The sequence below is a fragment of the Neisseria sp. P0019.S002 genome (assembly GCF_051957155.1).
GTDB classification, from domain to species: Bacteria; Pseudomonadota; Gammaproteobacteria; order Burkholderiales; family Neisseriaceae; genus Neisseria; species Neisseria perflava.
In genome coordinates this window covers 57,328-82,973 of sequence record NZ_JBQCWS010000003.1, presented here as the reverse complement: position 1 = coordinate 82,973, position 25,646 = coordinate 57,328, and the positions used below count along the sequence as shown (strand labels likewise).

The 25,646-nt window shown below is 48.9% G+C and carries 23 protein-coding genes; 9 read left to right on the top strand and 14 right to left on the bottom strand.

Going from position 1 to position 25,646, the window contains the following annotated elements; genetic code table 11:
• Window positions 1–46: 46 nt before the first annotated feature.
• Window positions 47–1,858 (bottom strand): translational GTPase TypA, encoded by a 1,812-nt coding sequence (gene typA / locus ACTHTY_RS05705; RefSeq protein WP_107723336.1) that lies wholly within the window; start codon window positions 1,856–1,858, stop codon window positions 47–49.
• A 419-nt stretch (window positions 1,859–2,277) separates the two neighbouring features.
• Between typA and bfr (ACTHTY_RS05700) the strand changes: the two genes are divergently transcribed.
• The gene (gene bfr, locus ACTHTY_RS05700) at window positions 2,278–2,742 is read left to right on the top strand and encodes a bacterioferritin (RefSeq protein WP_004520304.1); all 465 of its coding nucleotides are present in this window, start codon (window positions 2,278–2,280) and stop codon (window positions 2,740–2,742) included.
• Between the two features lie 29 nt (window positions 2,743–2,771).
• A complete protein-coding gene (bfr, locus tag ACTHTY_RS05695) occupies window positions 2,772–3,245 on the top strand; it encodes a bacterioferritin (RefSeq protein ID WP_188213164.1) in 474 nt (157 codons plus the stop codon).
• 121 nt (window positions 3,246–3,366) lie between these two features.
• On the opposite strand, the gene ACTHTY_RS05690 is transcribed toward bfr (ACTHTY_RS05695), so the two are convergent.
• A complete protein-coding gene (locus ACTHTY_RS05690) occupies window positions 3,367–4,482 on the bottom strand; it encodes a methyltransferase (RefSeq protein ID WP_440366733.1) in 1,116 nt (371 codons plus the stop codon).
• Window positions 4,483–4,708: 226 nt separating this feature from the next.
• Between ACTHTY_RS05690 and ACTHTY_RS05685 the strand changes: the two genes are divergently transcribed.
• Window positions 4,709–6,502, top strand: coding sequence for a 2-isopropylmalate synthase (locus ACTHTY_RS05685; RefSeq protein WP_440366732.1), 1,794 nt, complete (start codon window positions 4,709–4,711; stop codon window positions 6,500–6,502).
• Between the two features lie 82 nt (window positions 6,503–6,584).
• On the opposite strand, the gene ACTHTY_RS05680 is transcribed toward ACTHTY_RS05685, so the two are convergent.
• The 5 genes from ACTHTY_RS05680 to ACTHTY_RS05660 all read right to left on the bottom strand — a co-directional run bounded on the left by ACTHTY_RS05680 (window position 6,585) and on the right by ACTHTY_RS05660 (window position 9,209).
• The gene (locus ACTHTY_RS05680) at window positions 6,585–6,911 is read right to left on the bottom strand and encodes a hypothetical protein (RefSeq protein WP_308881269.1); all 327 of its coding nucleotides are present in this window, start codon (window positions 6,909–6,911) and stop codon (window positions 6,585–6,587) included.
• Between the two features lie 96 nt (window positions 6,912–7,007).
• A complete protein-coding gene (gene purE / locus ACTHTY_RS05675) occupies window positions 7,008–7,493 on the bottom strand; it encodes a 5-(carboxyamino)imidazole ribonucleotide mutase (protein ID WP_003686478.1) in 486 nt (161 codons plus the stop codon).
• A gap of 79 nt (window positions 7,494–7,572) precedes the next feature.
• Window positions 7,573–8,328, bottom strand: coding sequence for a tetratricopeptide repeat protein (locus ACTHTY_RS05670; protein WP_440366731.1), 756 nt, complete (start codon window positions 8,326–8,328; stop codon window positions 7,573–7,575).
• A 14-nt stretch (window positions 8,329–8,342) separates the two neighbouring features.
• Window positions 8,343–9,011: a class I SAM-dependent methyltransferase gene (locus ACTHTY_RS05665; protein ID WP_440366730.1), complete on the bottom strand. Its 669-nt coding sequence runs from the start codon at window positions 9,009–9,011 to the stop codon at window positions 8,343–8,345.
• Window positions 9,012–9,023: 12 nt separating this feature from the next.
• Window positions 9,024–9,209, bottom strand: a complete 186-nt coding sequence (locus ACTHTY_RS05660; protein WP_003680728.1) for a DUF3460 family protein — start codon at window positions 9,207–9,209, stop codon at window positions 9,024–9,026.
• Window positions 9,210–9,425: 216 nt separating this feature from the next.
• Between ACTHTY_RS05660 and ACTHTY_RS05655 the strand changes: the two genes are divergently transcribed.
• Window positions 9,426–10,778 carry a polynucleotide adenylyltransferase PcnB gene (locus ACTHTY_RS05655; protein ID WP_440366729.1) on the top strand — a complete coding sequence of 451 codons (1,353 nt, stop codon included), beginning with the start codon at window positions 9,426–9,428 and terminating at the stop codon, window positions 10,776–10,778.
• Window positions 10,779–10,894: 116 nt separating this feature from the next.
• Here ACTHTY_RS05655 and rpoD read toward each other — a convergent pair whose 3' ends face one another.
• Window positions 10,895–12,847, bottom strand: coding sequence for an RNA polymerase sigma factor RpoD (gene rpoD, locus ACTHTY_RS05650; protein WP_440366728.1), 1,953 nt, complete (start codon window positions 12,845–12,847; stop codon window positions 10,895–10,897).
• Window positions 12,848–13,041: 194 nt separating this feature from the next.
• Window positions 13,042–14,814 carry a DNA primase gene (gene dnaG, locus ACTHTY_RS05645; RefSeq protein ID WP_440366727.1) on the bottom strand — a complete coding sequence of 591 codons (1,773 nt, stop codon included), beginning with the start codon at window positions 14,812–14,814 and terminating at the stop codon, window positions 13,042–13,044.
• A gap of 329 nt (window positions 14,815–15,143) precedes the next feature.
• Between dnaG and ACTHTY_RS05640 the strand changes: the two genes are divergently transcribed.
• The gene (locus tag ACTHTY_RS05640) at window positions 15,144–16,580 is read left to right on the top strand and encodes an NAD-dependent succinate-semialdehyde dehydrogenase (RefSeq protein ID WP_440366726.1); all 1,437 of its coding nucleotides are present in this window, start codon (window positions 15,144–15,146) and stop codon (window positions 16,578–16,580) included.
• A 698-nt stretch (window positions 16,581–17,278) separates the two neighbouring features.
• Here the strand turns inward: ACTHTY_RS05640 and ACTHTY_RS05635 are convergent.
• Together ACTHTY_RS05635 and ACTHTY_RS05630 are read right to left on the bottom strand one after the other, a co-directional pair.
• Entirely contained in the window at window positions 17,279–18,265 is a 987-nt protein-coding gene (locus ACTHTY_RS05635) for a malate dehydrogenase (RefSeq protein WP_440366725.1), read from the bottom strand.
• Window positions 18,266–18,386: 121 nt separating this feature from the next.
• Window positions 18,387–19,361, bottom strand: coding sequence for a PhoH family protein (locus ACTHTY_RS05630; RefSeq protein WP_004520317.1), 975 nt, complete (start codon window positions 19,359–19,361; stop codon window positions 18,387–18,389).
• Window positions 19,362–19,463: 102 nt separating this feature from the next.
• Between ACTHTY_RS05630 and ACTHTY_RS05625 the strand changes: the two genes are divergently transcribed.
• From ACTHTY_RS05625 to rlmB, 3 genes are all read left to right on the top strand, one after another.
• Window positions 19,464–20,174 carry an AzlC family ABC transporter permease gene (locus ACTHTY_RS05625; RefSeq protein ID WP_440366724.1) on the top strand — a complete coding sequence of 237 codons (711 nt, stop codon included), beginning with the start codon at window positions 19,464–19,466 and terminating at the stop codon, window positions 20,172–20,174.
• Complete coding sequence (locus ACTHTY_RS05620) at window positions 20,171–20,479, top strand: AzlD family protein (protein ID WP_003680717.1); 309 nt, start codon at window positions 20,171–20,173, stop codon at window positions 20,477–20,479. The genes ACTHTY_RS05625 and ACTHTY_RS05620 overlap by 4 nt, the downstream gene beginning before the upstream one ends.
• 62 nt (window positions 20,480–20,541) lie before the next feature.
• Window positions 20,542–21,291 carry a 23S rRNA (guanosine(2251)-2'-O)-methyltransferase RlmB gene (gene rlmB / locus ACTHTY_RS05615; RefSeq protein WP_440366723.1) on the top strand — a complete coding sequence of 250 codons (750 nt, stop codon included), beginning with the start codon at window positions 20,542–20,544 and terminating at the stop codon, window positions 21,289–21,291.
• Between the two features lie 53 nt (window positions 21,292–21,344).
• Here the strand turns inward: rlmB and ACTHTY_RS05610 are convergent, their stop codons facing one another.
• The 3 genes from ACTHTY_RS05610 to pdxH all read right to left on the bottom strand — a co-directional run bounded on the left by ACTHTY_RS05610 (window position 21,345) and on the right by pdxH (window position 25,039).
• A complete protein-coding gene (locus ACTHTY_RS05610; RefSeq protein WP_440366722.1) occupies window positions 21,345–22,937 on the bottom strand; it encodes a vWA domain-containing protein in 1,593 nt (530 codons plus the stop codon).
• A 251-nt stretch (window positions 22,938–23,188) separates the two neighbouring features.
• Window positions 23,189–24,247 carry a pseudouridine synthase gene (locus ACTHTY_RS05605; protein WP_003686367.1) on the bottom strand — a complete coding sequence of 353 codons (1,059 nt, stop codon included), beginning with the start codon at window positions 24,245–24,247 and terminating at the stop codon, window positions 23,189–23,191.
• Between the two features lie 159 nt (window positions 24,248–24,406).
• On the bottom strand, window positions 24,407–25,039 hold the full coding sequence (gene pdxH / locus ACTHTY_RS05600) for a pyridoxamine 5'-phosphate oxidase (RefSeq protein WP_440366721.1): 633 nt from the start codon (window positions 25,037–25,039) through the stop codon (window positions 24,407–24,409).
• A gap of 111 nt (window positions 25,040–25,150) precedes the next feature.
• Here pdxH and dut point away from each other — a divergent pair, with 111 nt between their 5' ends.
• Window positions 25,151–25,603: a dUTP diphosphatase gene (dut, locus tag ACTHTY_RS05595; RefSeq protein WP_293194334.1), complete on the top strand. Its 453-nt coding sequence runs from the start codon at window positions 25,151–25,153 to the stop codon at window positions 25,601–25,603.
• Window positions 25,604–25,646 lie beyond the last annotated feature (43 nt).

Genomic DNA, 25,646 nt, shown 5'->3' with positions numbered 1-25,646 from the left:
CACTTTTCAGACGGCCTCAATTTTAAAACGTATCAATCAAACAGAATTAGTCTAGTTTTTTGAAATGACGGCGACGTTCCAATTCGCTCAGGTAGCGTTTACGCAGGCGGATGGATTGTGGCGTGATTTCAACCAGTTCGTCATCGTCGATGAACTCAACTGCACCTTCCAAAGTTAATTTAATCGGCGTAGTCAGGCGCACGGCTTCATCTGTACCGCTGGCACGGACGTTGGTCAGTTTTTTACCTTTCAGAGGGTTTACCACCAAGTCGTTGTCGCGGCTGTGAATACCGATAATCATCCCTTCGTAGACTTTGTCGTTTGGAGAAACGAACATACGGCCGCGGTCTTCCAAGTTCCACAGGGCGTAAGCAACAGCTTCACCTTGCTCTTGAGAAACCAGTACGCCGTTGTGACGGCCGGGCATATCAGGTTTAACCGGAGCATAGTCGTCAAAAACGTGGCTCATCAAGCCGGTACCGCGGGTCAAGGTCATAAATTCACCTTGGAAACCGATCAGGCCGCGTGCAGGAATGTGGTACTCCAGACGTGTACGACCGTTACCGTCGCTTTCCATATTGGTCAATTCGCCACGGCGACGGCCGAGTTCTTCCATGACCGCGCCTTGGTTTTCATCCGGCACATCCACAGTCAGATTTTCGTAAGGCTCGCATTTTTGACCGTCAATTTCACGGAATACCACGCGCGGTTTGCCGACTGCCAATTCAAAGCCTTCGCGGCGCATGTTTTCCAACAAAATGGTCAGGTGCAATTCGCCACGGCCGGAAACGCGGAATACGTCGGCATCGGCAGTATCTTCAACACGCAGGGCAACGTTGGTCAGCAATTCTTTTTGCAGGCGGTCGCGGATTTGGCGGGAAGTCACGAATTTGCCTTCAGTACCGGCCAAAGGAGAAGTGTTGACCATAAAGTCCATGGTCAGGGTCGGCTCGTCTACGCTCAACATAGGCAAGCCTTTAGGATTGTCTTTGTCGGTAATGGTTACGCCGATACCGATGTCTTCGATACCGGAAATAATCACGATATCGCCGGCTTCAGCTTCTTCCAAAGGTACGCGTTCCAAGCCTTGGAAACCCAATAGTTGGTTGATACGGCCTTGGGCAACTTGTTCTTCATGATTCATAACGGCAACGACTTGGCCGGGTTTGATGCGGCCGTTCAGGATGCGACCGATACCGAGGCGGCCGGTGTAGTTGTCGTAGTCCAGTTGGGAAATTTGCAGTTGCAGCGTTTCGTCCGCGCTGCCGCTTGGTGCAGGCGTGTGTTTCAAAATGGTCTCGAACAGAGGACGCATATCGCTGCTCTCGTCGTTTTCATCCAGTTTGGCAAAGCCGGACAGGCCGGAAGCATAGACGATAGGGAAGTCCAATTGTTCGTCAGTTGCACCCAAGTTATCGAACAATTCGAATGTTTGGTCGATAACCCAGCTTGGACGGGCAGACGGTTTGTCGATTTTGTTGATAACAACGATAGGTTTCAGACCCAAAGCCAAGGCTTTTTTGGTCACGAAACGGGTTTGCGGCATAGGGCCTTCTTGTGCGTCAACCAACAGTACGACGCAGTCAACCATGCCCAATACACGTTCCACCTCGCCACCAAAATCGGCGTGTCCCGGGGTATCTACGATGTTAATGTGGTAGCCTTCGTATTCGATGGCGGTATTTTTAGCGAGAATGGTAATGCCGCGTTCTTTTTCAAGATCGTTGCTGTCCATGACGCGTTCTTCGACTTGCTGGTTGGAACGGAATGTACCGGACTGGCGCAGCAATTGGTCAACTAATGTGGTTTTGCCATGGTCGACGTGGGCGATGATGGCAATATTGCGGATTTGTTTCATGATAATTTATAAGGTTTAGCTGGTTGCTTAAAAAAAAGATAACTGGCAATTATAGCACGATTCGCAAGTGATGACGGAATGGGTGATTCAAAAAAATCAGGTAAAAGCAGTTGAGAATAATTCATAATTAAATTTGATTGATTTTGTTGGATTATTTGCTTTTATTTATGGTTAACGAATGTAAATGTTTTTGAATAATGCAATGGATTCTTAATACTAATGTCAAAAAAATATTATTAAAAACAGGGGATTAATTTTTCAGACGGCCTTTTTGGCTGGTTAACTTTTTTGATAATTGTTTGTATTTTAAATAGAAAATTTGTCAAAAGTGCTACTTGTGCATACAATTACCTCATTCCATAACAACACACGAATCTTCATTTCGTGATTATCAACTTTTAAAAGAAAGAGAAAGAATTATGCAAGGCAACCAAGCAGTTATTGATTACATGAACGAATTATTGTCTGGTGAGTTGGCTGCTCGCGACCAATATTTTATCCACTCTCGCCTGTACTCTGAATGGGGTTACACCAAACTGTTCGAACGTTTGAACCACGAGATGGAAGAAGAGACCACTCACGCCGAAGACTTCATCCGTCGTATCCTGATGTTGGGCGGTACGCCTAAAATGACCCGTGCCGAACTGAACATTGGTACTGACGTAATCTCTTGCCTGAAAGCAGACTTGAACACTGAATACGAAGTACGCGATGCGCTGAAAAAAGGCATCAAGTTGTGCGAAGAAGCTCAAGACTACGTTACCCGCGATTTGATGATTGCCCAACTGAAAGACACTGAAGAAGATCACGCTCACTGGTTGGAACAACAACTGCGTCTGATCGAATTGGTCGGCGAAGGCAACTACTACCAAAGCCAACTGTAATCTAGCGTATAACATACAAGGAGCTGAATATGAAAGGCGATCGCTTAGTTATCCGCGAATTGAACAAAAACTTAGGCTTGTTGCTGATTACCATCAACCAATACTTCCTGCATGCCCGCATTTTGAAAAACTGGGGCTTTGAAGAATTGGGTAGTCATTTCTACAAACAGTCCATCCGCGAAATGAAATCCGCAGACGATTTGATCGAACGTATTTTGTTCTTGGAAGGCCTGCCTAATCTGCAAGAATTGGGTAAATTGCTGATCGGTGAATCTACCGAAGAAATCATTGCCTGCGATCTGAAAAAAGAGTATGAAAAACATGATGCTCTGGTTGCAGCCATCGCTCTTGCAGAAGAGCAACAAGACTACGTCAGCCGTGATTTGTTGGAAAAACAAAAAGACATCAACGAAGAACACATCGACTGGCTTGAAACCCAGCAGGAATTGATTGGCAAAGTTGGTTTGCCAAACTACCTGCAAACTGGGGCGCAAGAGGACTAAAACACAAACTACTGCCAAATATAGCAGTCCCTGCTCCCATCGACGGCATATCTTTACGGATATGCCGTTTTCTTTTATGAAAATGCTTAAAGGCCGTCTGAATGTTCAGACGGCCTTGATTTTATATCGCTTTTAAACGGTATAGATAAGTAGTTTCCTTGTTTCTGGCAAATGCCAAAGGATCGGATTCATCTATTGCTTTTTTGTGTTGCGGTTTGGTTTTCAGAATATCAACTACATTGAGTGAAGCCGTCTGAAAGCATTGGTTTAAAAAGTCTTTATCGCGCAAATGCAAGTGTTCTGCCAAGTCGGAAATAATCAGCCAAGCTTCGCCGTTTGGATTTAAGTGATGACGTACACCGTTGAGGAACGCAGTCAGCATGGCATGATTGGGGTCATAAAGGGCAGTCTCAATAGCCGAGGTCGGTTTTGCCGGCAGCCAAGGCGGATTGCAGACGATAAGGTCGGTGCAACTTTCGGGAAATAAATCAATCGATTGGATGTTGATGGCTTTATCCAAGCCTAGGCGTTTGAGGTTTGCTGTGGCGCAGGCTATTGCTTTTGGGTTGGTGTCTGTGGCAATGATGTCGGGTATGCCTCGCTTGGCCAAAATTGCGGCAATAACACCTGAGCCGGTGCCGATGTCAAAGGCCGTCTGAATATTGGGAGCGAGTGGTGCTTGGGCGATTAAATCCAAATATTCGCCACGCAGTGGAGAGAATACGCCGAAAGGAACATGGATTTTTCCGTCTAGCTGCGGAATGTCTATGCCTTTTTTGTGCCATTCGTGTGCACCGATAAAACCCAATAATTGATTCAGCGGCAAAAGAAACGGTTTGTCGTTTGGTGTGTCGTAAACATCGCGAAGGGCGGCGTAGATGTCGGGTGCACGTGCATTATCCAGTTGAAAATTTGGTTGGATTTCAACAGCAAGCATATTGAGCAAACGGCTTTGCTGAGCCTGTTTCATACGGTGGGCGTGAAAGGCCGTCTGAATATCGGCAGGTACGTCTTTCTTTTTTTCAGACGGCCTGCGGATACGTTTTTTCATTGCGGCCAAGACTTGCTTGGCATTGTGAAAATCGCCAGTCCAAACAGTTGCAGTTTGCGCATGGGCATTTTTTAAGATTTCTGCTGCACCTGCTTCTTGTATGTAAACCGCCTGCTTGGGTGGCTTTTGTGTACTTTCGTTGCGCCATTCGATGTCGGAGCGGTTGGTAGGGATGGTATGGGGCATAATGTGTTTCAAATCGGGGAAATAGGGGATTAGTTTACTATATTTAGGATGTGTTCGGTTTAAGAGGAGCTTTTAATAGTCCAAATTAGACAAAATGTATAAAAATTTCTCAAGTTTTAAAATTTATACCAATATTTTGATAAAAATAGATTGTCGTTTTGTCTAAAATGAGTATAATGCAAAACCAGAACACAATAATCTTAATCAGATTTGGACAAGGAGCATCATGCAATTAGACATTGACCGTTTGGTTGCCTATTTTGGTGGCGTAAACGCGCTGGCCGAAGCCCTGAAACAGCACGACCCGGAAAATGCTGCGACCACAGCGGCTATCTACAAATGGCGTACACGCGGTTCCCTGCCTTTGGCTCAGTTGCAAAAACTGACCGCTTTGGCGGAAGCGCAAGGCAGACCGCTTGATTTGAATGCTTTTTTACAAAAAAATGAATCTCTGGAGAGAACAGAAATGACACAAACCAACCGCGTTATCATTTTCGATACCACTATGCGCGACGGCGAGCAGTCGCCTGGTGCATCCATGACCAAAGAGGAGAAAATCCGCATTGCCCGCCAGTTGGAGAAAATGGGCGTGGATGTGATTGAGGCGGGTTTTGCCGCCGCCAGCCCGGGCGATTTTGAATCGGTTAATGCGATTGCCAAAATCATTACTAAATCTACAGTTTGCTCATTGGCGCGTGCTGTTGAAAACGATGTGCGCAAAGCAGGCGAAGCTGTTTCCCCTGCTCCGAAAAAACGTATTCACACTTTTATCGCCACCAGCCCCATCCACATGGAGCACAAACTGAAAATGAAGCCGCAGCAGGTCATTGATGCGGCGGTCAAAGCGGTGAAAATTGCCAAAGAATACACTGATGATGTGGAATTTTCTGCCGAAGACGCAGTGCGTTCGAATTTGGACTTCCTTGCCAAAATTTTTACGGCGGTTATCGAAGCGGGGGCGACTACTATCAACATTCCCGATACTGTCGGCTACTCCATCCCTTCCGTGTGGTACGAGCGTATCAGCAACATCATCAAAAGCGTGCCCAACGGCGACAAAGTAGTCTGGTCTACTCACTGCCACAACGACTTGGGTATGGCGGTTGCCAACTCGCTGGCCGCTGTTCAGGCAGGCGTGCGCCAGGTGGAATGCACTATCAACGGTTTGGGCGAACGCGCGGGTAATGCCAGCCTTGAAGAAATCGTGATGGCGTTGAAAGTGCGCCATGATTTGTTCGGCTTGGAAACCGGTATTGATACCACGCAAATTGTGCCGGTATCCAAACTGGTATCCACCATTACCGGCTATCCGATTCAGCCAAACAAAGCAGTAGTCGGCGCAAACGCCTTTGCACACGAATCAGGCATCCACCAAGATGGCGTGTTGAAACACCCTGAAACCTATGAAATCATGACTGCCGAATCAGTCGGCTGGTCAACCAACCGCCTGACTTTGGGTAAACTCTCCGGCCGTAATGCTTTCAAAACCAAGCTGGCAGATTTGGGTATCGAATTGGAAAGTGAAGAGGCGTTGAATGCGGCATTTGCACGCTTCAAAGAGCTGGCGGATAAGAAACGCGAAATCTTTGATGAAGACTTGCACGCTTTGGTGTCTGACGAAATGGGCAATATGAATACTGAAAGCTACAAATTCATTTCCCAAAAAATCAGCACTGAAACCGGCGAAGAACCGCGCGCCGATATTGTGTTCAGTATTCGCGGCGAAGAAAAACACGCTTCCGCTAGCGGATCAGGCCCTGTTGATGCCATCTTCAAAGCCATTGAAAGCGTGGCTCAAAGTGGCGCAACCTTGCAGATTTACTCTGTCAATGCGGTAACTCAAGGTACAGAAAGCCAAGGCGAAACTTCCGTCCGTCTGCAACGTGGCGACCGTGTGGTCAACGGCCAAGGTGCGGATACCGACGTATTGGTGGCAACTGCCAAAGCCTATTTGTCTGCGCTGAGTAAATTGGAATTCGGCCAAGCCAAGCCAAAAGCGCAAGGCAGAGGCATGATTTAATGCTTTGAACAAGTAAAGGCCGTCTGAAAACGTTGTAATACGTTTTGGACGGCTTTTTTATTAGGCTAAAGAACCAACTCGGTTATTGAAGTTTCAGCAGCCTATCTTGTTCGACGGACAATACGCCGTTTACCTTTTTGAAATAGGCAATGGCATCTTCAATCTTGGTCTTGGAAGACGGACGAATAGCAATGCCGTTCAGGTTTTTGTATTCATAAATCAAACTTGCGCCGGAGGCTTTCACTGCTTTTAGCAATGGCGCAGAACCGGTTTGGGCATCATAGAAGATAATCAGGTTGCCGGTAGTATCTTGAGCTTGTTGCTGAGATGGAATGGCAGTTGATTGAGTAGGAGTGCTTTGGCAAGCGCAAAGCAGGGTGGAGAGTAGGACGAATGCTAGGGTTTTCATGGCATTAATTCAATTTGATAAAAGACTAAGGCCGTCTGAACAATCGTAAAACGAAATCAAAGTTTCTCTTTACAACTTTTAGACGGCCTTAGTTCCTTATGCTTCAGGCAATTCCATGGCTAGAACGGTTTGTTCTTGTTTGGCACGGAAAGCCGCCAGTTTTTCAGCCAATTCAGGATTTTCGTTGGCCAAAAGTGAAATGGCAAACAGCGCTGCATTGGCCGCACCGGCTTCGCCAATGGCAAATGTGGCAACAGGAACGCCTTTGGGCATTTGTACAATCGAAAGCAGGGAGTCTTCGCCGCGCAGATATTTGCTGGGCACGGGAACACCCAAGACGGGAACCGTGGTTTTGGCTGCAACCATGCCCGGCAAATGCGCTGCGCCGCCTGCGCCGGCAATGATGGCTTTGATGCCGCGTTCGCGTGCGGTTTCGGCGTATTCAAACATCAAATCAGGCGTGCGGTGTGCAGAGACGACACGCGCTTCGTATTCAACGCCGAATTCTTTGAGAAATTGTGCTGCCTGCTGCATCACCGGCCAATCGCTGTTGCTGCCCATAATAATGCCGACTTGGATCATGAGGAGTTCCTTTTGCTTGAATGGATTAAGGGTAAAAAATATTCAGACGGCCTTGGGGATGACAAGGCCGTCTGAACGTTTATCTTTGTTTAAGGCTGATGGAAGCGCGTTTTGCCGCCTCGCTGTTGGGGAAACTTTGTATCAGTTTGCGCCATGTGCTGCGGGCGATGTCTTTTTGTTGCAGTTTGTATTGGCATTGGCCGATGCTGTACATGGCATCGGGAGCTTGCGGGCTGTTGCGGAATCGGTTGGCGTAGCGGTTGCCGATTTCGATAACGGATTCGCAGTTGCCCAAACGTTGTTGGCTTTGGAGAAGCAGATACATATTACGGCGGGCAATTTCGCTACCGTTGCCACCGTCTGCCTCTTTCAAAATGGCCACAGCAGCGGAGAAGTTGTTGCGCTGATAGTATTTTTGCGCTTGGTTATAAAGGCGCAGTTCATTTTGTGCGGCTGAGTCTGTTTCAGACGGCACGCTGCCACCATTGGCCAAATAGTTCATTTTCAGCTTGCGGTCGTCTAATCGTTGGGCTTTGGGTTTGGGAACTAAAGGGGTTGGACGTTTGATGTTTCGTTGTTGTTCCAATGTGTGCAAGCGTTGATTTAATTCTTCAACGGTGCGTTCCAGTCGGGCGATTTGTATGCCCAAGTGGTCAATCTGGGTTTGTTCGTCCAGGCGCGGATAGGGAATACTTTTTTCATGCAAAGGCTCACGCGGAATATCTGGCAGGACAAAGTTCGGATTGTCGGCAGGTTGAGGGGGATGGGAAACGGCGCATGATGTGGCCAATAGAGTAAGCGGCAAAAGAAACAGGGAATGTGATAATGTTTTCATCGGATTGTGTCGTTTTATTTTTTTAGTAGCAGTGTCAAACCGTCGCCGATAGGCAGGGTAATGGGAATAATGCGTGTATCGTGTGGCAGGTTTTGGTTGAAATGGCGCAGGATATCCAAGCTGGGCGGATCATTTTCGGCAGCTTCATTCATGACGCGCCCACCCAACAAGATATTGTCGATGGCAATCACGCCGCCACTCCGTACCAGTTGCAAACAGCGTTCGAAATATTTCGGCGTAGGCGGTTTGTCGGCATCGATAAGTGCCAAGTCGTAGCTTTCCGATTCGCCTTGCGCAATCAAATCATCCAAAGTCAGCAAAGCCGGTTGCAGATGAAGCGAGATTTTATGCGCTACACCTGCTGCTTTCCATGTTTCGCGAGCAATATCGGTAAAGGTTACATTAATGTCGCAAGCCGTGATTTTGCCGTCTTCGGGGAGGGCAAGCGCCATGGCGGTGCTGCTGTAACCGGTAAAGACGCCAACTTCCAAATATTTTTTGGCATTCAATAATTTGGCCAACCACACCAACATGGCCGCCTGCTCTTGGGCGATGGCCATCTTTCCCAGACGATGTGATTGTGTACGCTCGCGCAATGCGGTCAAAACGGGATGTTCGGATTGACCAATGCTGTTGAGGTAATGTTGCAATGCCGGATCGGTATTGTGCGTGTTGGTCGTCATGCCGATACGGGATTAGTCTTGATAGTAGGTATAGGGTTTTTTGTTGACTTTGGCTGCTTCAAATTCGGCCTGCTCTGTCGGATTGAGGGTAACATCCCACAATAAATGGCGGTTTTCGAGGCGTTGCGCTTCCATTTCGGGATTGTCTTCCATGAGTTTGTCGAGAAATTGGGTAGCTTCGGATTTGTAGTGGTACATGATGTTCTGCCTGAATCGTTGTCAGACCGTCATTATAGCCGATATTTTTTGCCAATACGCTAATTAATCGAACTTCCATAAGGTATAATGGCACGTCTTTTTTAGGCCGTCTGAAGCCTTTGCTCAATGTTTTGCCCCTTCTGCGGCAGAATATTGTGCAAAGGCTTAAGCCGGACAAGTTTCAGACGGCCTTTTTTATTGTGAAAAGAGCTGCTTATGTTAAAAAAATGGCTGCATAAAGTGTTGCCTAAAAAACACGTCAAATCATTGCCCGAAAAGGAAATTATCCCGCTTGAGCAACACGGTATCCGCGCGGATATGTTGAGCTTTGCCGCGGAGAAAATTGCCAAACGCCTTCATGAAGCCGGTTTTCAGGCTTATGTTGTGGGCGGTGCTGTTCGGGATTTGTTGCTCGGAGTCGAGCCCAAAGATTTTGATATTGCAACCGATGCCACGCCGGAGCAAATCCGCAAAGTATTCCGCCGCAGCCGTATTATCGGCCGCCGCTTTCAAATCGTTCATGTGATGATTGGCCCTGAAACTATTGAAGTCACAACGTTCCGCGGTGGCGATAAGGTTCAGCAAAATGCACAAGGCCGAATTATGAAGGACAATACTTACGGCAGCATTGAAGAAGATGCCATGCGTCGCGACTTTACTTGCAATGCGCTGTATTACGACCCGGTTAAAGAGGAGATTTGGGACTTCCATCAGGGCGTGGCTGATGTTGCCGATAAAAAATTGGTGATGATAGGCGATCCTGCCGAACGCTATCAGGAAGATCCTGTCCGTATTCTTCGCGCCGTCCGTTTGTCGGGTAAATTGGGTTTTGAAGTGGAAGAGCAAACGGCTTTGCCGATTGCCGAATATGCAGGCCGTCTGAAAAATGAGCCTGTGGCCCGTCTATTTGATGAAATTTTGAAAATCCTGTTTTCCGGTTATTCTCGTGCCTGTTTGAAACGGTTGAACGAGTTGGGTATTCCCGAAGGCATCCATCCGCTTTTAGATGCCTTGAAAACGGCTGAAGCAGCCGACAAACGTATGATTATGTTGGCCTTGAAAAATACCGATGAGCGCCTTCGTGCGGATAAGTCCGTTTCCGTCGGTTTTGTATTGGCGGCGGTATTGTGGCCGACACTAAACGCCATTTGGCAACGCAATCAAAGCCATGGTCAAAAACCTGTCCCTGCGTTGATGGATGCGATGAACACCATGCGCGATACGGTAGAGAAAGGTTGGGGCGTACCGCAACGATTTTCTGCAACCATGCGTGAAATTTGGCAATTTCAGCCGCAATTCGACAATATGCGCGGCGCACGCCCATATCGTCTGCTATCACAAGCCCGTTTCCGAGCTGCTTATGATTTCCTGATTTTGCGTAGCGAGGTTGGCGAGGTTGATAAAGAGATGGCTTCTTGGTGGACAACTTTCCAACATGCCGATGAGGAAGCACGCCAGCAAATGACTGCGGCTAATGATCACAAACGTCAGAAACAAAGTGGATCAACTGATGGCAAACTCAAACGTCGCCGCTGTCGTCCGAAAAAGAAAACCACTGAGGCTGAATAAATTATCAAAATTAGTTTAAGGCCGTCTGAAACGATTAAATCTTTTGAGATTTGGTTTTCAGACGGCCTTCGTATTTCAAAAAAAAAACCGCAGGCTTTTTAACCTGCGGTTTGCTTTTATGATTTGTTTTCTTCGCTGTCGAGGAAGCTGCGGAGACGGTCGCTGCGGGTAGGGTGGCGCAGCTTGCGCAGGGCTTTGGCTTCGATTTGACGGATACGTTCACGGGTTACGTCAAATTGTTTGCCGACTTCTTCGAGCGTGTGGTCGGTATTCATATCGATACCGAAACGCATGCGCAACACTTTGGCTTCACGCGGTGTCAGGCTTTCGAGGATTTCTTTGGTTACTTCGTGCAGGCTGGTGTACATCGCAGCTTCTGCCGGCGCAACGTTGTTGGCATCCTCGATGAAATCGCCCAAGTGCGAATCGTCGTCGTCGCCAATCGGTGTTTCCATGGAAATCGGCTCTTTGGCGATTTTCATGATTTTGCGGATTTTGTCCTCCGGCATTTCCATCAACTCGGCCAGTTTGGCGGAATCAGGTTCTTCACCGGTTTCTTGCAGATATTGGCGCGAGATACGGTTCATTTTGTTGATGGTTTCAATCATGTGAACCGGAATACGGATGGTACGCGCTTGGTCGGCGATGGAACGGGTAATCGCTTGACGGATCCACCATGTGGCGTAAGTCGAGAACTTGTAGCCGCGGCGGTATTCGAATTTGTCCACCGCTTTCATCAGGCCGATATTGCCTTCTTGAATCAAATCCAGGAACTGCAAGCCGCGGTTGGTGTATTTTTTAGCAATGGAAATAACCAAACGCAAGTTGGCCTGAATCATTTCCTGTTTGGCGGCTGAGGTTTCTTTCTCACTCAACACCATGTTTTTATTGATTTCTTTCAACTCTTCGATGGAAATGCGGGTTTCGGCTTCCATATTTGCCAACTCGGTTTGTTTTTCGAGGATGGCGTGGCGGAAACGATCCAACGCGTTTGCCCATACACGGCCTTTGGCTACTTCTTCTTCTACCCATTTCAAATCGGTAATGGCAGGCAGGAAGTTTTTGATGAAGTAGTCGCGCTCCATACGGACGCGGTCGATACAGATGTCACGGATTTCGCGTTCGAGTTTGCGGATGTTTTCAACGCGGCTGCGCAGGTTGCTGCTCAGGTTTTCGATTTGACGTGTGGCAAAACGGACTTCTAACAGTTTGTTGGCAATGGCATCACGGTGTTTCAGGTAGTTGGCGTGCTGACTGCCGTGTTTTTCCAACTGCTTGATCATTTTGCCGTATTCGCTCTCGATAAAGGCGAAGTGTTCCAAAACTTTTTGTTTCAGTTCGGCCAAATGGGCGGCGGATATGGCTTCAGAGTCGCTACCTGAATCGTCTTCATCTTCCTCGTCGCCATCTTCATCATCGCTAACGGTTTCTCCTTCTTCGTCATCTGGTTTGGCATTTTCCAAATGACCCAAGCCTAATTCGTTCAACAAGACTTCATTAGGGTCGATGATGGCTTCAACAACTTCATCCACACGGATTTCGTCGTTGCGGACTTGCTCGATCAACGCCAGAATTTCGGCAATTGAGCCTGGGCAGGCGGAGATTGCCTGCACCATGTTTTTCAGTGCATTTTCGATTTTTTTGGCGATGATGATTTCGTCTTCACGCGTCAACAGATCGACTTGACCCATTTCACGCATATACATACGCACAGGGTCGGTTGTACGGCCGAATTCTGAATCTGCGCTGGAGAGTGCTGCTTCGGCTTCTTCAACGGCATCGTCGTCGGTCATGGCGGCGGCGTTGTCGCTCAAGAGGATGTCTTCAGCATCGGGGGCTTGCTCGGTTACTTGGATGCCCAAGCCGGAAATCATGCTGACGATGTTGTCGATTTGCTCGGCATCGGACATATCGTCGGGCAGGGCGTCGTTAATTTCGGAATAAGTGATGTAGCCGCGTTCTTTACCCATGATAATGAGTTGGCGCAGACGCGCACGCTGCTCTTCGATACTCAAGGGGCGGTTGTCGTCTTGGTCTTGGTATTCTTCGTAGTTTTGATTTTTAGACATGGATTGCTCTCTAGGTTGATAGGATGCCGACGGTTTACGGTGATGTGGCCGTACCTGAAGGCGGAGCAGAGCTTTTTGTTGTGAAATCAGATTTCACTTTAATACTCTGAGGCCGTCTGAAAATATTACGGATGGAGTGTTCTGCGTGTTATGTTTCGCAGCGTGTGTTTAGATTGTTCAGACGGCCTGAGGGGTTAGTTTTGCTTTGCCGTCAAAAGTGACAGCAATAGTTTTTTTTCATTTTCGGTCAAACCAGTTTGAATACTTTTTTGCTTTAAAGTTTCGATTTGACTGTATTTTAATTCATTTAACAACTTTTTCATGCCAATTTGGAAACTTTCGCAATCTTCTTCGTTATCCCCTTCCATTTCTTCAGAATGAAGGGTCGATAAAAAGATTTGATTGACGGTTTCCTCATAGGGCGAACCGCGCATATATTCAAGCACTTGTGCGGTTGCAGGAGTCGTATCGTGATGCTTGATTGTTTCGGCCAGATTGGCAAGGCAGGCAAAGTCACCGCTTAAAGCCAGATAATCGGGCAGGTCTATATATGAAGCCCAAGCCGGATTTATCAAGAGGCTACGTATCTGTCTTTGAACCAGTGTCAGCATGGTTGGCTGTTTGACAGAAATAGGCGGCAGTTTGTAACTTTTTTGTTTGACGTGCCGCTTTGGCGTTTCTTGTCCGAGTAACTGGGCGAGGTTGTCAGGGTCAATGCCTACGAGCTCGCTGAGTTTTTGTTTCAGAAGATAGCCTAATGCCGGCGCGGTAATCTGAGCCAAGAGCGGAGAACTGGTTTTGACCAATTCTGCTTTGCCTTCTTGCGTATTGAGGTTGAGGCCGTCTGAAAGATGTTCCCAAAAGTATTCGGATAGAGGCTTGCTTTGGTTTAACAAGGCATCTTCAAATTGAGTCTTGCCGTAGGCGCGGATGTAGCTGTCTGGGTCGTGTTCTTCGGGTAGGAACAGAAAATGCAGCGATTTATCGTCTTTTAATTGTGGCAACGCATTTTCCAGCGCGCGCCAAGCCGCTTTACGCCCCGCGCTGTCGCCATCAAAACAAAAATAAATACTGTCGGCCTGACGCATCAGGATTTTGACGTGTTCCGCCGTGGTTGCCGTACCCAAAGCCGCTACGCCGTAGCCGACGCCGAACTGCGCCAATGCGACCACGTCCATGTAGCCTTCGACCACCAAAATCCGTTCTGCCTCTTTTATGGCAGCACGCCCTTCATATAGCCCGTAAAGGTTTTTCCCTTTGTCAAACAAAGGCGTATCGGGCGAGTTCAGGTATTTGGGTTTGGAGTCGTCCAATACACGGCCGCCAAAGCCGATAACCTGCCCACGAGGATTACGGATAGGGAACATAATCCGATGGCGAAAGCGGTCGTAATGTTTGCCTTCGTTATCGATGACCATGCCCGTATCCACCAACGCAGTATTCGGATAGGGTTGGAACACTTGTGCCAAAGGCTGCCAACCGTCGGGTGCATAGCCCAAGCCATAATGCGCAATAACTTCCGCACTCAAGCCGCGTTTGTCCAAATAAGCCTTCGCCGCTGGATTGAATTTCAACTGTTGCGCGTAAAAATCCGCTGCCGCTGCCGTTGTTTCTTCCAAAGTTTGTTGCTTTTTTTTACGTTCGGCACGGATTTCGGGGTTGTCTTCCTGCCCACGAACTTTAGGTACCGTCATGCCGACGCGATCAGCCAAAAACTGCACTGCCTCCGGAAACGACAGCCCCTGATGTTCCATCACAAAACCAATCGCTGAACCATGAGCCCCGCAACTGAAGCAATGGTAAAACTGTTTGGTCGGGCTGACTGAAAACGACGGCGTCTTTTCCTTGTGAAACGGACAGCAGGCCATATAGTTTGCCCCGCCTTTCTTCAGCGGAACCTGTTCGTCGATAATATCGACAATATCGACTTTGGACAAAAGCTCGTCAATGAAATCAGATGGAATCATGGTTCGGCAGAAGAGGATGGACGGAAAACATTTCAGACGGCCTTATAAACAGACAAAGGCCGTCTGAAAATGGAATTTCGAATGAGGGTTGAAATGAGTTTTGTATTATAGCAAATTGTTGTAATACATGTGTCCTATCCTTTTTAGGTAGAGTATTAATAATCGTATTTCATTCATTATTAAGATGGATATGATGTTGCTAAAGCAAAGGCCGTCTGTAAGATATTCAGATGGCCTTTGCTGTTGGTTTATTTTTCTATTTAGTTGCACTTTGATGGTATGAATATGATAATGAACGTATATCCTCGGTTTTAGAAAGGTCGTTTCTCATGAAAGATTTTGCCCGTTTGCTCAATCATCCCGATATTTCCTTTTCTCCGATTCCAGATGCCATTAGAGTTGATAACCCTGCAATAGGTGAGGCTTTGGCGTTTGTCCGTAAGACTGGTTCAGACGGCCTAAAGCTTTTGATTCAAAAGGCTGAAGCTGCGCAAAAATTATGGGCGGCAAAAACCGCGTTGGAACGCGCCGATGTGTTGTGGCGTTGGTATTTTTTAATTAAAGAAAACAAAGAAGAACTGGCGCGTATCATGACGATGGAGCAGGGCAAAAGCCTGACTGAGGCGCGCGGCGAAATCGATTATGCGGCTTCGTTTGTGCGCTGGTTTGCCGAAGAGGCGCGGCGGATTGACGGCGATGTGCTGACAAGTGTGAAAGCGTCACAAAAACTGGTTGTGTTGAAACAGCCTGTCGGCGTTACCGCTGCGATTACGCCGTGGAATTTTCCGTCCGCGATGATTGCGCGCAAGGCTGCGCCTGCTTTGGCGGTTGGTTGCGCGATGATAGTCAAACCAGCATCACTCACGCCTTTGAGTGCGTATGCATTAGTCGTTTTGGCTTATGAAGCGGGTGTGCCGCAGGATTTATTGCCTGTTGTCAGTGGTAGCGCTTCGGAAATCAGTCATGAATTTGCCACGAATCCGACCGTGCGCAAAATCAGCTTTACCGGCTCAACCGAAGTCGGCGCGAAAATTTTTGCCGACAGCGCGGCAGACATTAAAAAACTCAGCTTGGAACTGGGCGGCAATGCGCCGTTTATCGTGTTTGACGATGCCGATTTGGACAAAGCTGTCGAAGGTGCACTTGCCAGCAAGTTCCGTAACAGCGGTCAGACCTGCGTCTGCACCAACCGCGTTTACGCCCAATCAGGTATTTACGAGGAATTTTGCCGTAAATTAAGTGAAAAAGTGTCTGCGCTTAAATTGGGCAACGGCTTGGAAGATGGCGTAAACCAAGGGCCGCTGATTGAGGAAAAAGCGGTGGAGAAAGTCGAGCAGCACATCGCCGACGCGCTTGCTAAAGGCGCAAGTTGCCTGACCGGCGGCAAACGTAGCGCGTTGGGCGGAACGTTTTTTGAGCCGACTGTTTTAAGCGGCGTTACGGCGCAAATGGCGGTAGCTTGCGAGGAAACCTTCGGACCTTTGTGTCCGGTGTTCCGTTTTGAAACCGAAGCCGAAGTCATTGAGGCTGCGAACAATACGGAATACGGTTTGGCAGCTTACCTTTTTACCTCCGACACCGCCCGCCAATGGCGCGTCGGCGAAGCCTTGGAATACGGCATGGTCGGCATCAATACGGGCTTAATCAGTAATGAAGTAGCACCGTTTGGCGGCGTGAAACGCAGCGGTTTGGGACGTGAGGGCAGTAAATACGGTGCGGACGAGTATTTGGAATTGAAATATTTGTGCATTGATGTAGCGGAATAAAGCTGCACAGTAAAGGCCGTCTGATAGTTGGTTTTCAGACGGCCTTTTTTAAACGCAGAAAAGGTATTGGGTAATTTTCATATTATGAGAACGAGCTTTATAAAGAAGCAAAACCATAAGAAACAAAGTTGCAAAAAATTTGTCACATGTTTATAAAATTAGTTTGATAACTATTTTATATGTTTTAATTGCATTAGAAGTGTATTCCAAATTTCTGGCAGTAGTTTTTCTTTGAGTGATGGCAGCGAAATTTTGGCACATATATCGGCGGCACAATTAGTTATATACACAAATGTGGGCAAGGCGAGATTGGTTCTTTTTGCTCACACGGTGTGGCTCATATCGATAGCGTGGGAACTTTATCTAGGTTGCAATTTTGGGGTATGATTTTTATAAAAAAGGTGATGTGAATGTTGAAGAAATTTTTAATCCTGTTTTGCGTAGCTTTCACCGGCGCATGCAGTTCCTTTGATAGAGACGGTTTGACAAATGGCTCATATTCTCAAGGGAAACGGCTTGACCCGAATTGTGATCATTATGCTGTCGGCGGTAGTGGTGGCGGTTGTACACCGTCAGGTCAATGGCATCTTAAAGATAAGCAAGGACAAAGAGTGCCATTCTAGCTTTTAAAAATGATTGTAGAACGGGCATTTAATTATTTAGGCCGTCTGAAATTTGGTTTTCAGACGGCCTTTGTTTTAGAGTAGATCCTGGATGGCTGAACGTTCTTCTTTCAATTCGGCCAGTGTGGCGGCAATACGTTTTTGGCTGAATTCATCTGACAAATCCAAGCCTTGGACGATGCGGTAGCTGCCTTCGTCACAAATGACGGGGAAGCCGAAAATCAAACCTTCGGGAATGCCGTAAGAGCCATCGGATGGAACACCCATGGTTATCCATTTGCCGCTGCTGCCGAGCAACCAGTCACGCAGGTGGTAGATGGCGGCATTGGCGGCGGAGGCTGCGGATGATGAACCGCGTGCGGCGATAATGGCGGCACCGCGTCCGGCGATTTTCGGCATGAAAACTTCGGTGTTCCAGTCAGGTTCGGTAATCATGTCTTGGACGGACTCGCCGTTGCTGGTGGCGTAGCGGTAGTCGGCGTACATGGTCGGGCTATGGTTGCCCCAGACGCACATTTGCTCGATGGAAGTAATCGGGCGGTCGATTTTTTCGGCAATTTGGCTAACGGCACGGTGGTGGTCGAGACGCATCAGTGCGGTGAAATTTTCTGGCGGGATGTCGGGGGCGGATTTCATGGCGATGTAGGCGTTGGTATTGGCCGGATTGCCGACGACGAGGACTTTAACGTTGCGATTGGCAACTTTGTTCAACGCCGCGCCTTGTACTTTGAAAATTTCGCCATTGGCGTGCAGCAAGTCGGCGCGCTCCATGCCTTGGGTACGCGGGCGCGCTCCAATCAAGAGGGCAATGTCGGCATCTTTGAAGGCGACTTCGGGGTCGTCTGTGGCGAAGATGTCGGCAAGGAGCGGGAAGGCGCAATCCTGCATTTCCATAATCATGCCGCGCAATGCCTGTTGTGCCTGCGGCAGGTCGAGCAGCTGCAGGATAACGGGTTGGTCGCGTCCTAGCATGATGCCGCCGGCGATACGGAAGAGGGTGGCGTAGGCGATTTGGCCTGCCGCTCCGGTAACGGCGATTCGGACGGGTGGCTTGAGAGTCATATTTTTCCTTTTGAAGTCTTTGTTTTACTTGATTTTCGGATTATAGCAGTATTATGGGGAGAATGATGTAGTAAGGCCGTCTGAAATTTGATTTTCAGACGGCCTGAAGTGTTTGAAAAGATTATTCGCCGTTTTTCTTTTCAGCTTGTTCTTCTGCTGCTTCATAGGCTTCGACGATTTTCTGCACCAAAGGATGGCGGACGACGTCTTCGCTGGTAAAGGTGTGGAAATACAGGCCTTCTACATCGCGCAGCTTTTCACGAGCATCTTTCAAGCCGGATTTGATGTTGCGCGGCAGGTCGATTTGGCTGATGTCGCCGGTAATGACTGCTTTGGCACCAAAGCCGATACGGGTCAGGAACATTTTCATTTGTTCGGGCGTGGTGTTTTGCGCTTCGTCCAAAATGACATACGCGCCATTTAAGGTGCGGCCGCGCATATAGGCCAGCGGCGCAATTTCAATCAAACCTTTTTCCATCAATTTGGTTACGCGGTCGAAACCCATCAAATCATAAAGCGCATCGTAAAGTGGTCGCAGGTAGGGATCGACTTTTTGTGCCAAATCGCCCGGCAGGAAGCCTAATTTTTCTCCTGCTTCGACTGCGGGGCGCACCAAAACGATGCGTTCGATTTGGTGTTTTTCCATGGCATCGACTGCGGCGGCAACGGCAAGATAGGTCTTACCCGTACCAGCAGGGCCTAAGCCGAACACGACATCGTGGTTGAGCAAGGCGCGGATATAGCCGTTTTGGCGCGGGGTACGGCCGCCGATGCTGCCGCGTTTGGTGCGGAAATAGTATTGTTGGTCGTGGTGTTTTTCTTCGTGTTTTTCATCTGCGGTTTTTGCTTCGACGGCCGCAAGACTGATGGCGTTGTCGTCCAAGTCGCCTTTTTCTGCGGCTTCGGCAAGCGACAGCAAGGCACGACGGCCGGCGTGTGCCAGTTCGCCCATGAATGTGAAATGTTCGAAGCGGCGGCTGATTTGGATATCAAGGGCTTTGCCTAAGGCTTCGAGATTGCTGTCGAGCGCGCCGCACAGGCGTTGCAACACGGTATTGTCAATTTCTTCAAACTGCAGATGGACGGTGTGGGTCATATCGGTTTCCGTAAATAAATCTAATTTTTCCATATTATACCCTTGTTCAGACGGCCTGATTTATAATACGTCGCTTCTTTTTAATAAACCGTTTCAATCAAAATGAATCACACTGCTTCTCCTCAATCGGAATTTCTGCGCGGTATCAAAGAATGTTCCCCCATGCTGATCGGCTTGTTGCCGTGGGCGCTGATTTTGGGCATGCAGGGTGGGCAGAAAGGCATGAGTTGGCTGGAAATGCTGCTGATGACGGGCATGAACTTTGCCGGAGGCTCGGAATTTGCCGCAGTCAATTTGTGGGCAAATCCTTTGCCGATTATGCTGATTGCAACGGTTACGTTTATGATTAATTCGCGCCATATCCTGATGGGTGCGGCGATTGCGCCGTATATGAGGGATATGCCGCTGAAAAAGGCGATGCCCGCGCTGTTTTTTATGTGTGATGAAAGCTGGGCAATGGCGTTTGCTGAAATTCAAAAGCGTAAGGCGGCAGGTTTGCCAGCGTTCAATATGCCGTTTTATGCCGGTGTGTGTTTTATTTTGTATGTAACTTGGATTGGTTTTGCGGCATTTGGTGCGGCAGTCGGCCCGATGTTCGGCGATGTAGCGGCTTGGGGCTTCGGCATGGCGTTTCCTGCGGTGTTTTTAGTGTTGCTGCGCGGGATGTGGAAGAGCTTTGCGGCTTCGCGCCCTTGGTTTGTCAGCCTGATTGTGGCGTGCGCAACCTATTTGATCGTGGATGGCGCATGGTATGTTCCTGTCGGAACGTTGTCGGGCTTGTTGGCGGCGTATGTGTGGGGAGAGCAAAAATGAAGGATTTGTTGTCGCTGCAATCGTTTTTGCTGTTTTTAAGCATGTTGGCCGTTACTTATTCAACCCGATTAATCGGCTTTTTTGCATTGCGCAACCGTACATTGAGCCGTCGTGCGCAAGTAGTTATGGAGGCTGCGCCGGGCTGCGTGTTGATTTCTGTGATTGCGCCTTATTTTGTATCGGACAAACCGCATGAGCTTATTGCCATTGCTTTGACGGTTTTGGCGGCCAGCCGGTTTTCGATGTTGGTGACGGTATTAATCGGCGTTGGCACTTCGGGCATACTCGGTTATTTGATGAAATAAAAAATTTTCAGACGGCCTTACTTGTTATAATGGCCGTCTGAATTTTTTGATAAAGCAAAAACATGGCAAACCAACGACTCATCTATGGCTTTCACGCCGTCAATGCCCGTTTGTGGCAAAACCCGAAATCGATTACCGAACTCTATATCCAAGAGGGCAAATCCGATGCACGCACCCGCGATGTATTGGATAAAGCGGCCTTTGAAAACGTACGCGTGCATTTTGCTGATGCCGACCGCCTGAATGCCATCAGCAAAGGGGCGCGTCATCAGGGCGTGGTCGGGTTTATCGATGCTTCCAAAAACCATGTTCATTTGGAAGATGTGTTGGAAAACCTGAGTGAACCGCCGTTTTTGCTGGTATTGGACGGCATCACCGACCCGCACAACCTCGGCGCGTGCCTGCGTACTGCCGATGCGATGGGCGTGCATGCTGTGATTGCGCCCAAAGACAAAAGCGCCGGCCTGAATGCGACCGTCAGCAAAGTTGCCTGTGGCGCGGCGGAAACCGTGCCGTATATTACCGTAACCAATCTTGCCCGCACTTTGCGTGAGCTGAAAGAATACGGCATTTGGATTGTCGGCACAGACATGGGCGGCGACTCCGACCTTTACCACTGCGACTTGCCCGACAGCGTGGCTTGGGTAATGGGCAACGAAGGCGAGGGTATGCGCCGCCTGACGCGGGAACATTGCGATATGCTGGTATCGATTCCGATGTTCGGCACGGTAGAAAGCATGAACGTTTCCGTCAGCGCAGGCATGGTATTGAGCGAAACCCGCCGTCAACGGGTGTTGAAATCTGAAAAATAAAAAGTTTAATTAAAAGGCCGTCTGAATGTTTTTCAGACGGCCTTTTTCAGGTTTTATTCTTTAACCAAAGGACCTGATTTCTTTTCGCTACCGGCGGCAATGCGTACCAATTGGAGAAACTCCGATTTCAGTTCAAATGGATCATTGCCTTGGACTTGCTGCGCCATTTTTTCGATGTCGCTCCAGCCCAGTTTGCCGTTGTATTCACCGCCGCGCAGGGCTTGGGCATAGGAAGCCGCGGCAAGGGCGAGCAGGGTGTCTTTATCGGCTTGCTCCAGCGGTTTGCTGCCAACGGGAACCGCTTGTTCCATCAGCTTACTGTCTTTTTCCCCAGGTAGTTTGTAGCGTATTTTGACAAAGGCGTATTCGTTTTTACTGCCTTTGACGGCAGGGGCTTTTTGATAGCGTGATTCGTTCAGCCAGCCGTTTTTGCCTGCCGGAATGATTTCATAGATGGCGGTCACGCTGTGGCCTGAGCCGATATCGCCCGCATCTACTTTGTCATTGTTGAAGTCTTCATTGCGCAGGGTGCGGTTGGTGTAGCCGACCAAGCGGTATTCTTTGACAGTGACAGGATTGAATTCGACCTGGATTTTGACATCTTGCGCAACGGTGGCAAGCGTGGAAGTCAGTTGCTGCTGCAGAACTTTTTTCGCTTCTTTTTCGTTGTCGATATAGCTGTAATTGCCGTCGCCTGCATCGGCAATTTGTTCCATCATGTCTTCGTTGTAATTGTCTGTACCGAATCCTAGCGTGCTGAGTGAAACACCGGTTTTACGTTTTTCGGCAACCATGGATTTGAGCGTTTCGGTATCAGATACGCCAACGTTAAAGTCGCCATCGGTCGCCAGCAGGATACGGTTGATGCCGTTGGGTACAAAGGCTTTTTGTGCTTGCTCGTAGGCCATGCGTAAAGCGGATTCGCCTGAAGTCGAGCCTTCGGCCTCCAGTTTGTCGATGGCCTTCAGGATAGTTTCTTTATCTGAACCTGATGTGGGCGGAAGCACCAGCTCTTCGCCTGATGAATAGGTAATCAGGGTAACCTTGTCCTGAGGACGTAATTGTTGGGTCAAGATCCGCAGCGTTTTTTGAACCAACGGAAGTTTATTTTCTTCATCCATACTGCCGGATACGTCCACGAGGAACACAAGATTGGCAGGCGGCAGGTCTTTCTTTGCCGTGTCTTGTGCTTGGATACCGATTTTGATCAGCTTGGCTTCCGGTTGCCATGGAGAATCAATGGTTTCAGTATGAACGGCAAATGGACGGCCGTCAGTAGGCAGCGGATAGTTATAAGGGAAGTAATTGACGATTTCCTCAATCCGTACAGCATCTTTAGGCGGCTGTTTGCCGTTGTTCAGAAATCGGCGGACGTTGGCGTAGCTGCCGGTATCGACATCGATGCTGAATGTGGAAACAGGTTCTTGAGCAACGGATTTGACCGGTTGGTCGGGTTGGTCTTGGTAGCGTTCGGTATTTTCTGCAAGAGACAGATTTTCTTCAGCAACGGCAGCAGCAGGCAATGCTGATTCCGGTGCGCCCTGAAGATTTTCGGTTGACGAGCCTGATCGGTCGAGTGGACCGGAACACGCAGTCAAAGCTGCCAAAGTGAGTATGGAAATGGTTTTCAGGAAGAAACGGGGCATGATTTAAGCTCCTGGGAAATATCACATGCTGATTATTAAAAGTGTTGATGGCAGTGTATTGGCAGAGTTAACGCTGGTGCTGAGTCACTTTTTTTGAATTTTAATGTGTGAATAGTGGGTTAAGTTTAAATCAGGACAAGGCGGAGCAATGCGGTACTGGTTTAAACTTAACCCACTATGTTTATGACTTGTGCAAGATTTTGTCGGGCTGAGACGATTTTGTAAAGGCCTCAGCTCCGATTTATCTTACATTAACTTTTCTTCCGTCGACGTTCTCCCGGCAGCAGCATATCTGCCCATTTGATGATGTTGGCGACTTCTGCCGGATTGAGTTCGTAGAACTGGCCGCGTTTGAGGCGGTTTGGCAGGCCGATGGGGCCGAAGCCTACACGGACGAGACGGCTAACGGTGAGGCCTTGGCTTTCAAAAATGCGGCGTACTTCGCGGTTGCGGCCTTCTTTGATGACCACGTTGTACCATTTGTTTGCACCTTCGCCGCCTTGTTCGTAAATGCGTTCTACTTTAGCCAAACCGTCTTCGAGCATGACGCCTTCTTCGGTCAGGACGCGCATTTGTTCGGTGGTCAACTCGCCCAATACGCGTACGGCGTATTCGCGTTCGACTTCAAAGCTGGGGTGGGCAAAGCGTTGAACGAGTTCGCCTGAGGTGGTCAGGATCAAGAGGCCGCTGGTATTGATGTCTAAACGGCCGATGGCCACCCAGCGGCTGCTGGCTGCTTGCGGCAGGCGGTCGAAAATGCTGACGCGGCCTTGCGGGTCGTCGCGGGAAACGATTTCGCCTTCTTGTTTGTAGTAGAGGATGATGCGTGGCAGGCGGTCTGCCCATTTGAGTTTGATGATGCTGCCTTTGACGGTAACATGATCGTCGGGCGTGACTTTTTCACCCAGTTGGGCTACGCGGCCATTGACTGTTACCCAGCCGTTGCTGATCCATTCTTCCATTTCGCGACGTGAGCCGACGCCGGAAGCGGCCAGGACTTTTTGCAGGCGTTCGGGCTCGAAGCGTGAAAGGTCGCTGCGGCGTTCTTTCAAATCGCGGGCGTGCTCCATGATTTTTTGGTTGGGATTGCGAACAACCAGTTTTTTGGCTTTGGCAGCACGTTGTTTAGGCGCGGTATTTTGAGCTTTGGGGCCGTCTGAAACTTTTTGGCCGTAAGGTTTGCCTGATGTTTTGCGTTCGTCGTCTGGACGTTTTTTATTGGCAAAGGATTTGGCCGGTTTGGAAGGTTTTTTGGCGGTAGACGATACGCCGTCGCGCCATTGGCGTTTGCTGGAAGGCTGTTTGGACATGATTTTTCCTAACTCGCTTGAAAAAGCGGTTCTTCTGCGGCGGTTGCGGCAGGGGTTGGATTGGGGGAAAAGGCCGTCTGAAAATCATATTCAGACGGCCTGCCGATGAAAGGCTATATTGTAACTCAACCAGTAAATTTTTGTTTGAAAATCCGAAAATTATGGCGAAAGGCGTTCGCGTATCCAGTTGCCGTCAACTAGGCGGTATTGGATGCGGTCGTGCAGGCGGCTGGGGCGGCCTTGCCAGAATTCGATGCGGTCGGGGATGACGAGGTATCCGCCCCAATGCGGCGGGCGGGGGACATGTAAGGGATGTTTGACGCCGACAGCTGCGGCTTTGGCCACCAAAACGGCTTTGCTGGAAATCACTTCGCTTTGATCGCTTGCCCATGCGCCGATACGGCTGGTATACGGGCGGCTTTCAAAATATTCGTCTGAAGCGGCGGTGTCGAGTTTTTCAATGCGTCCTTCAACGCGCACTTGGCGTTCGAGTTCCGGCCAGAAAAAAGTCATGGCGGCAAAGGGGTGTGCCGTATAGGAGCGGCCTTTGCGGCTGTGGTAATTGGTAAAGAAAACAAAGCCTTTGGGGTTGACTTCTTTTAGCAATACCATACGGCTGTTGGGCCTGCCGTCTTCGCCTACGGCAGCAACGTTGACCGCGGTCGGCTCGTTGACTTCGGCGTGAATCGCTTCGTTCAGCCATTGCTCGAATTGGACAATTGGGTCGGCGTGGCATTCGGCTTCCGACAGCTCGCGTTTGCTGTAATCTTCGCGGATATTGTGCAGATCCATGATTTTTCTCCTTAGGTCTGACTGAATCATACTCCGTTTTTTCAGACGGCCTCAAGGGCATTTGTGTATAATCGTAGCCCTTTCCAATATAGAACAATACGGAGTCCCGTCATGCAAACCGAAGTCGAACTGAAAATCTTAAATCCGAAAATGGCCGATTCCCTGCCTGCTTATGCAACGCCCGGTTCTGCCGGTTTGGACTTGCGTGCCTGCTTGGATGAAGCTGTTGTATTGCAGCCGGGCGATGTGTATCTCGTTCCGACCGGTTTAGCGGTGCATTTAGCCAACCCTGCTTACGCAGCCGTTTTGTTGCCGCGTTCCGGCTTGGGTCATAAACACGGTATTGTTTTGGGTAACTTGGTCGGTTTGATTGACTCGGATTATCAAGGCGAATTGAAGGTCTCTCTGTGGAACCGTGGTAAAGAAGCGTTTACCATCGAGCCGATGGAGCGCATCGCGCAAATGGTGATTGTGCCGGTTGTCCAAGCTGCGTTTAAGGTTGTGGACGAGTTTGCCGCCAGCGCGCGCGGTGAAGGCGGATTCGGCAGTACCGGCAAAGCCTGATGATTTAAAAGGCCGTCTGTAACAGGATAAATTGAAATATTCG

Excerpts from the sequence above, each read along its gene's own strand:
- ACTHTY_RS05640 (WP_440366726.1), top strand. The coding sequence starts at position 15,144 with ATGAAAGATTTTGCCCGTTTGCTCAATCATCCCGATATTTCCTTTTCT.
- bfr (WP_004520304.1), top strand. The coding sequence starts at position 2,278 with ATGCAAGGCAACCAAGCAGTTATTGATTACATGAACGAATTATTGTCT.
- bfr (WP_188213164.1), top strand. The coding sequence starts at position 2,772 with ATGAAAGGCGATCGCTTAGTTATCCGCGAATTGAACAAAAACTTAGGC.
- ACTHTY_RS05630 (WP_004520317.1), bottom strand. The coding sequence starts at position 19,361 with ATGACCCACACCGTCCATCTGCAGTTTGAAGAAATTGACAATACCGTG.
- ACTHTY_RS05660 (WP_003680728.1), bottom strand. The coding sequence starts at position 9,209 with ATGTACCACTACAAATCCGAAGCTACCCAATTTCTCGACAAACTCATG.
- rlmB (WP_440366723.1), top strand. The coding sequence starts at position 20,542 with ATGGCAAACCAACGACTCATCTATGGCTTTCACGCCGTCAATGCCCGT.
- purE (WP_003686478.1), bottom strand. The coding sequence starts at position 7,493 with ATGATCCAAGTCGGCATTATTATGGGCAGCAACAGCGATTGGCCGGTG.
- rpoD (WP_440366728.1), bottom strand. The coding sequence starts at position 12,847 with ATGTCTAAAAATCAAAACTACGAAGAATACCAAGACCAAGACGACAAC.
- ACTHTY_RS05635 (WP_440366725.1), bottom strand. The coding sequence starts at position 18,265 with ATGACTCTCAAGCCACCCGTCCGAATCGCCGTTACCGGAGCGGCAGGC.
- ACTHTY_RS05690 (WP_440366733.1), bottom strand. The coding sequence starts at position 4,482 with ATGCCCCATACCATCCCTACCAACCGCTCCGACATCGAATGGCGCAAC.
- ACTHTY_RS05665 (WP_440366730.1), bottom strand. The coding sequence starts at position 9,011 with ATGACGACCAACACGCACAATACCGATCCGGCATTGCAACATTACCTC.
- ACTHTY_RS05605 (WP_003686367.1), bottom strand. The coding sequence starts at position 24,247 with ATGTCCAAACAGCCTTCCAGCAAACGCCAATGGCGCGACGGCGTATCG.
- dut (WP_293194334.1), top strand. The coding sequence starts at position 25,151 with ATGCAAACCGAAGTCGAACTGAAAATCTTAAATCCGAAAATGGCCGAT.
- ACTHTY_RS05670 (WP_440366731.1), bottom strand. The coding sequence starts at position 8,328 with ATGAAAACATTATCACATTCCCTGTTTCTTTTGCCGCTTACTCTATTG.
- ACTHTY_RS05680 (WP_308881269.1), bottom strand. The coding sequence starts at position 6,911 with ATGAAAACCCTAGCATTCGTCCTACTCTCCACCCTGCTTTGCGCTTGC.
- ACTHTY_RS05655 (WP_440366729.1), top strand. The coding sequence starts at position 9,426 with ATGTTAAAAAAATGGCTGCATAAAGTGTTGCCTAAAAAACACGTCAAA.
- ACTHTY_RS05620 (WP_003680717.1), top strand. The coding sequence starts at position 20,171 with ATGAAGGATTTGTTGTCGCTGCAATCGTTTTTGCTGTTTTTAAGCATG.
- ACTHTY_RS05685 (WP_440366732.1), top strand. The coding sequence starts at position 4,709 with ATGCAATTAGACATTGACCGTTTGGTTGCCTATTTTGGTGGCGTAAAC.
- ACTHTY_RS05610 (WP_440366722.1), bottom strand. The coding sequence starts at position 22,937 with ATGCCCCGTTTCTTCCTGAAAACCATTTCCATACTCACTTTGGCAGCT.
- ACTHTY_RS05625 (WP_440366724.1), top strand. The coding sequence starts at position 19,464 with ATGAATCACACTGCTTCTCCTCAATCGGAATTTCTGCGCGGTATCAAA.
- dnaG (WP_440366727.1), bottom strand. The coding sequence starts at position 14,814 with ATGATTCCATCTGATTTCATTGACGAGCTTTTGTCCAAAGTCGATATT.
- typA (WP_107723336.1), bottom strand. The coding sequence starts at position 1,858 with ATGAAACAAATCCGCAATATTGCCATCATCGCCCACGTCGACCATGGC.
- pdxH (WP_440366721.1), bottom strand. The coding sequence starts at position 25,039 with ATGGATCTGCACAATATCCGCGAAGATTACAGCAAACGCGAGCTGTCG.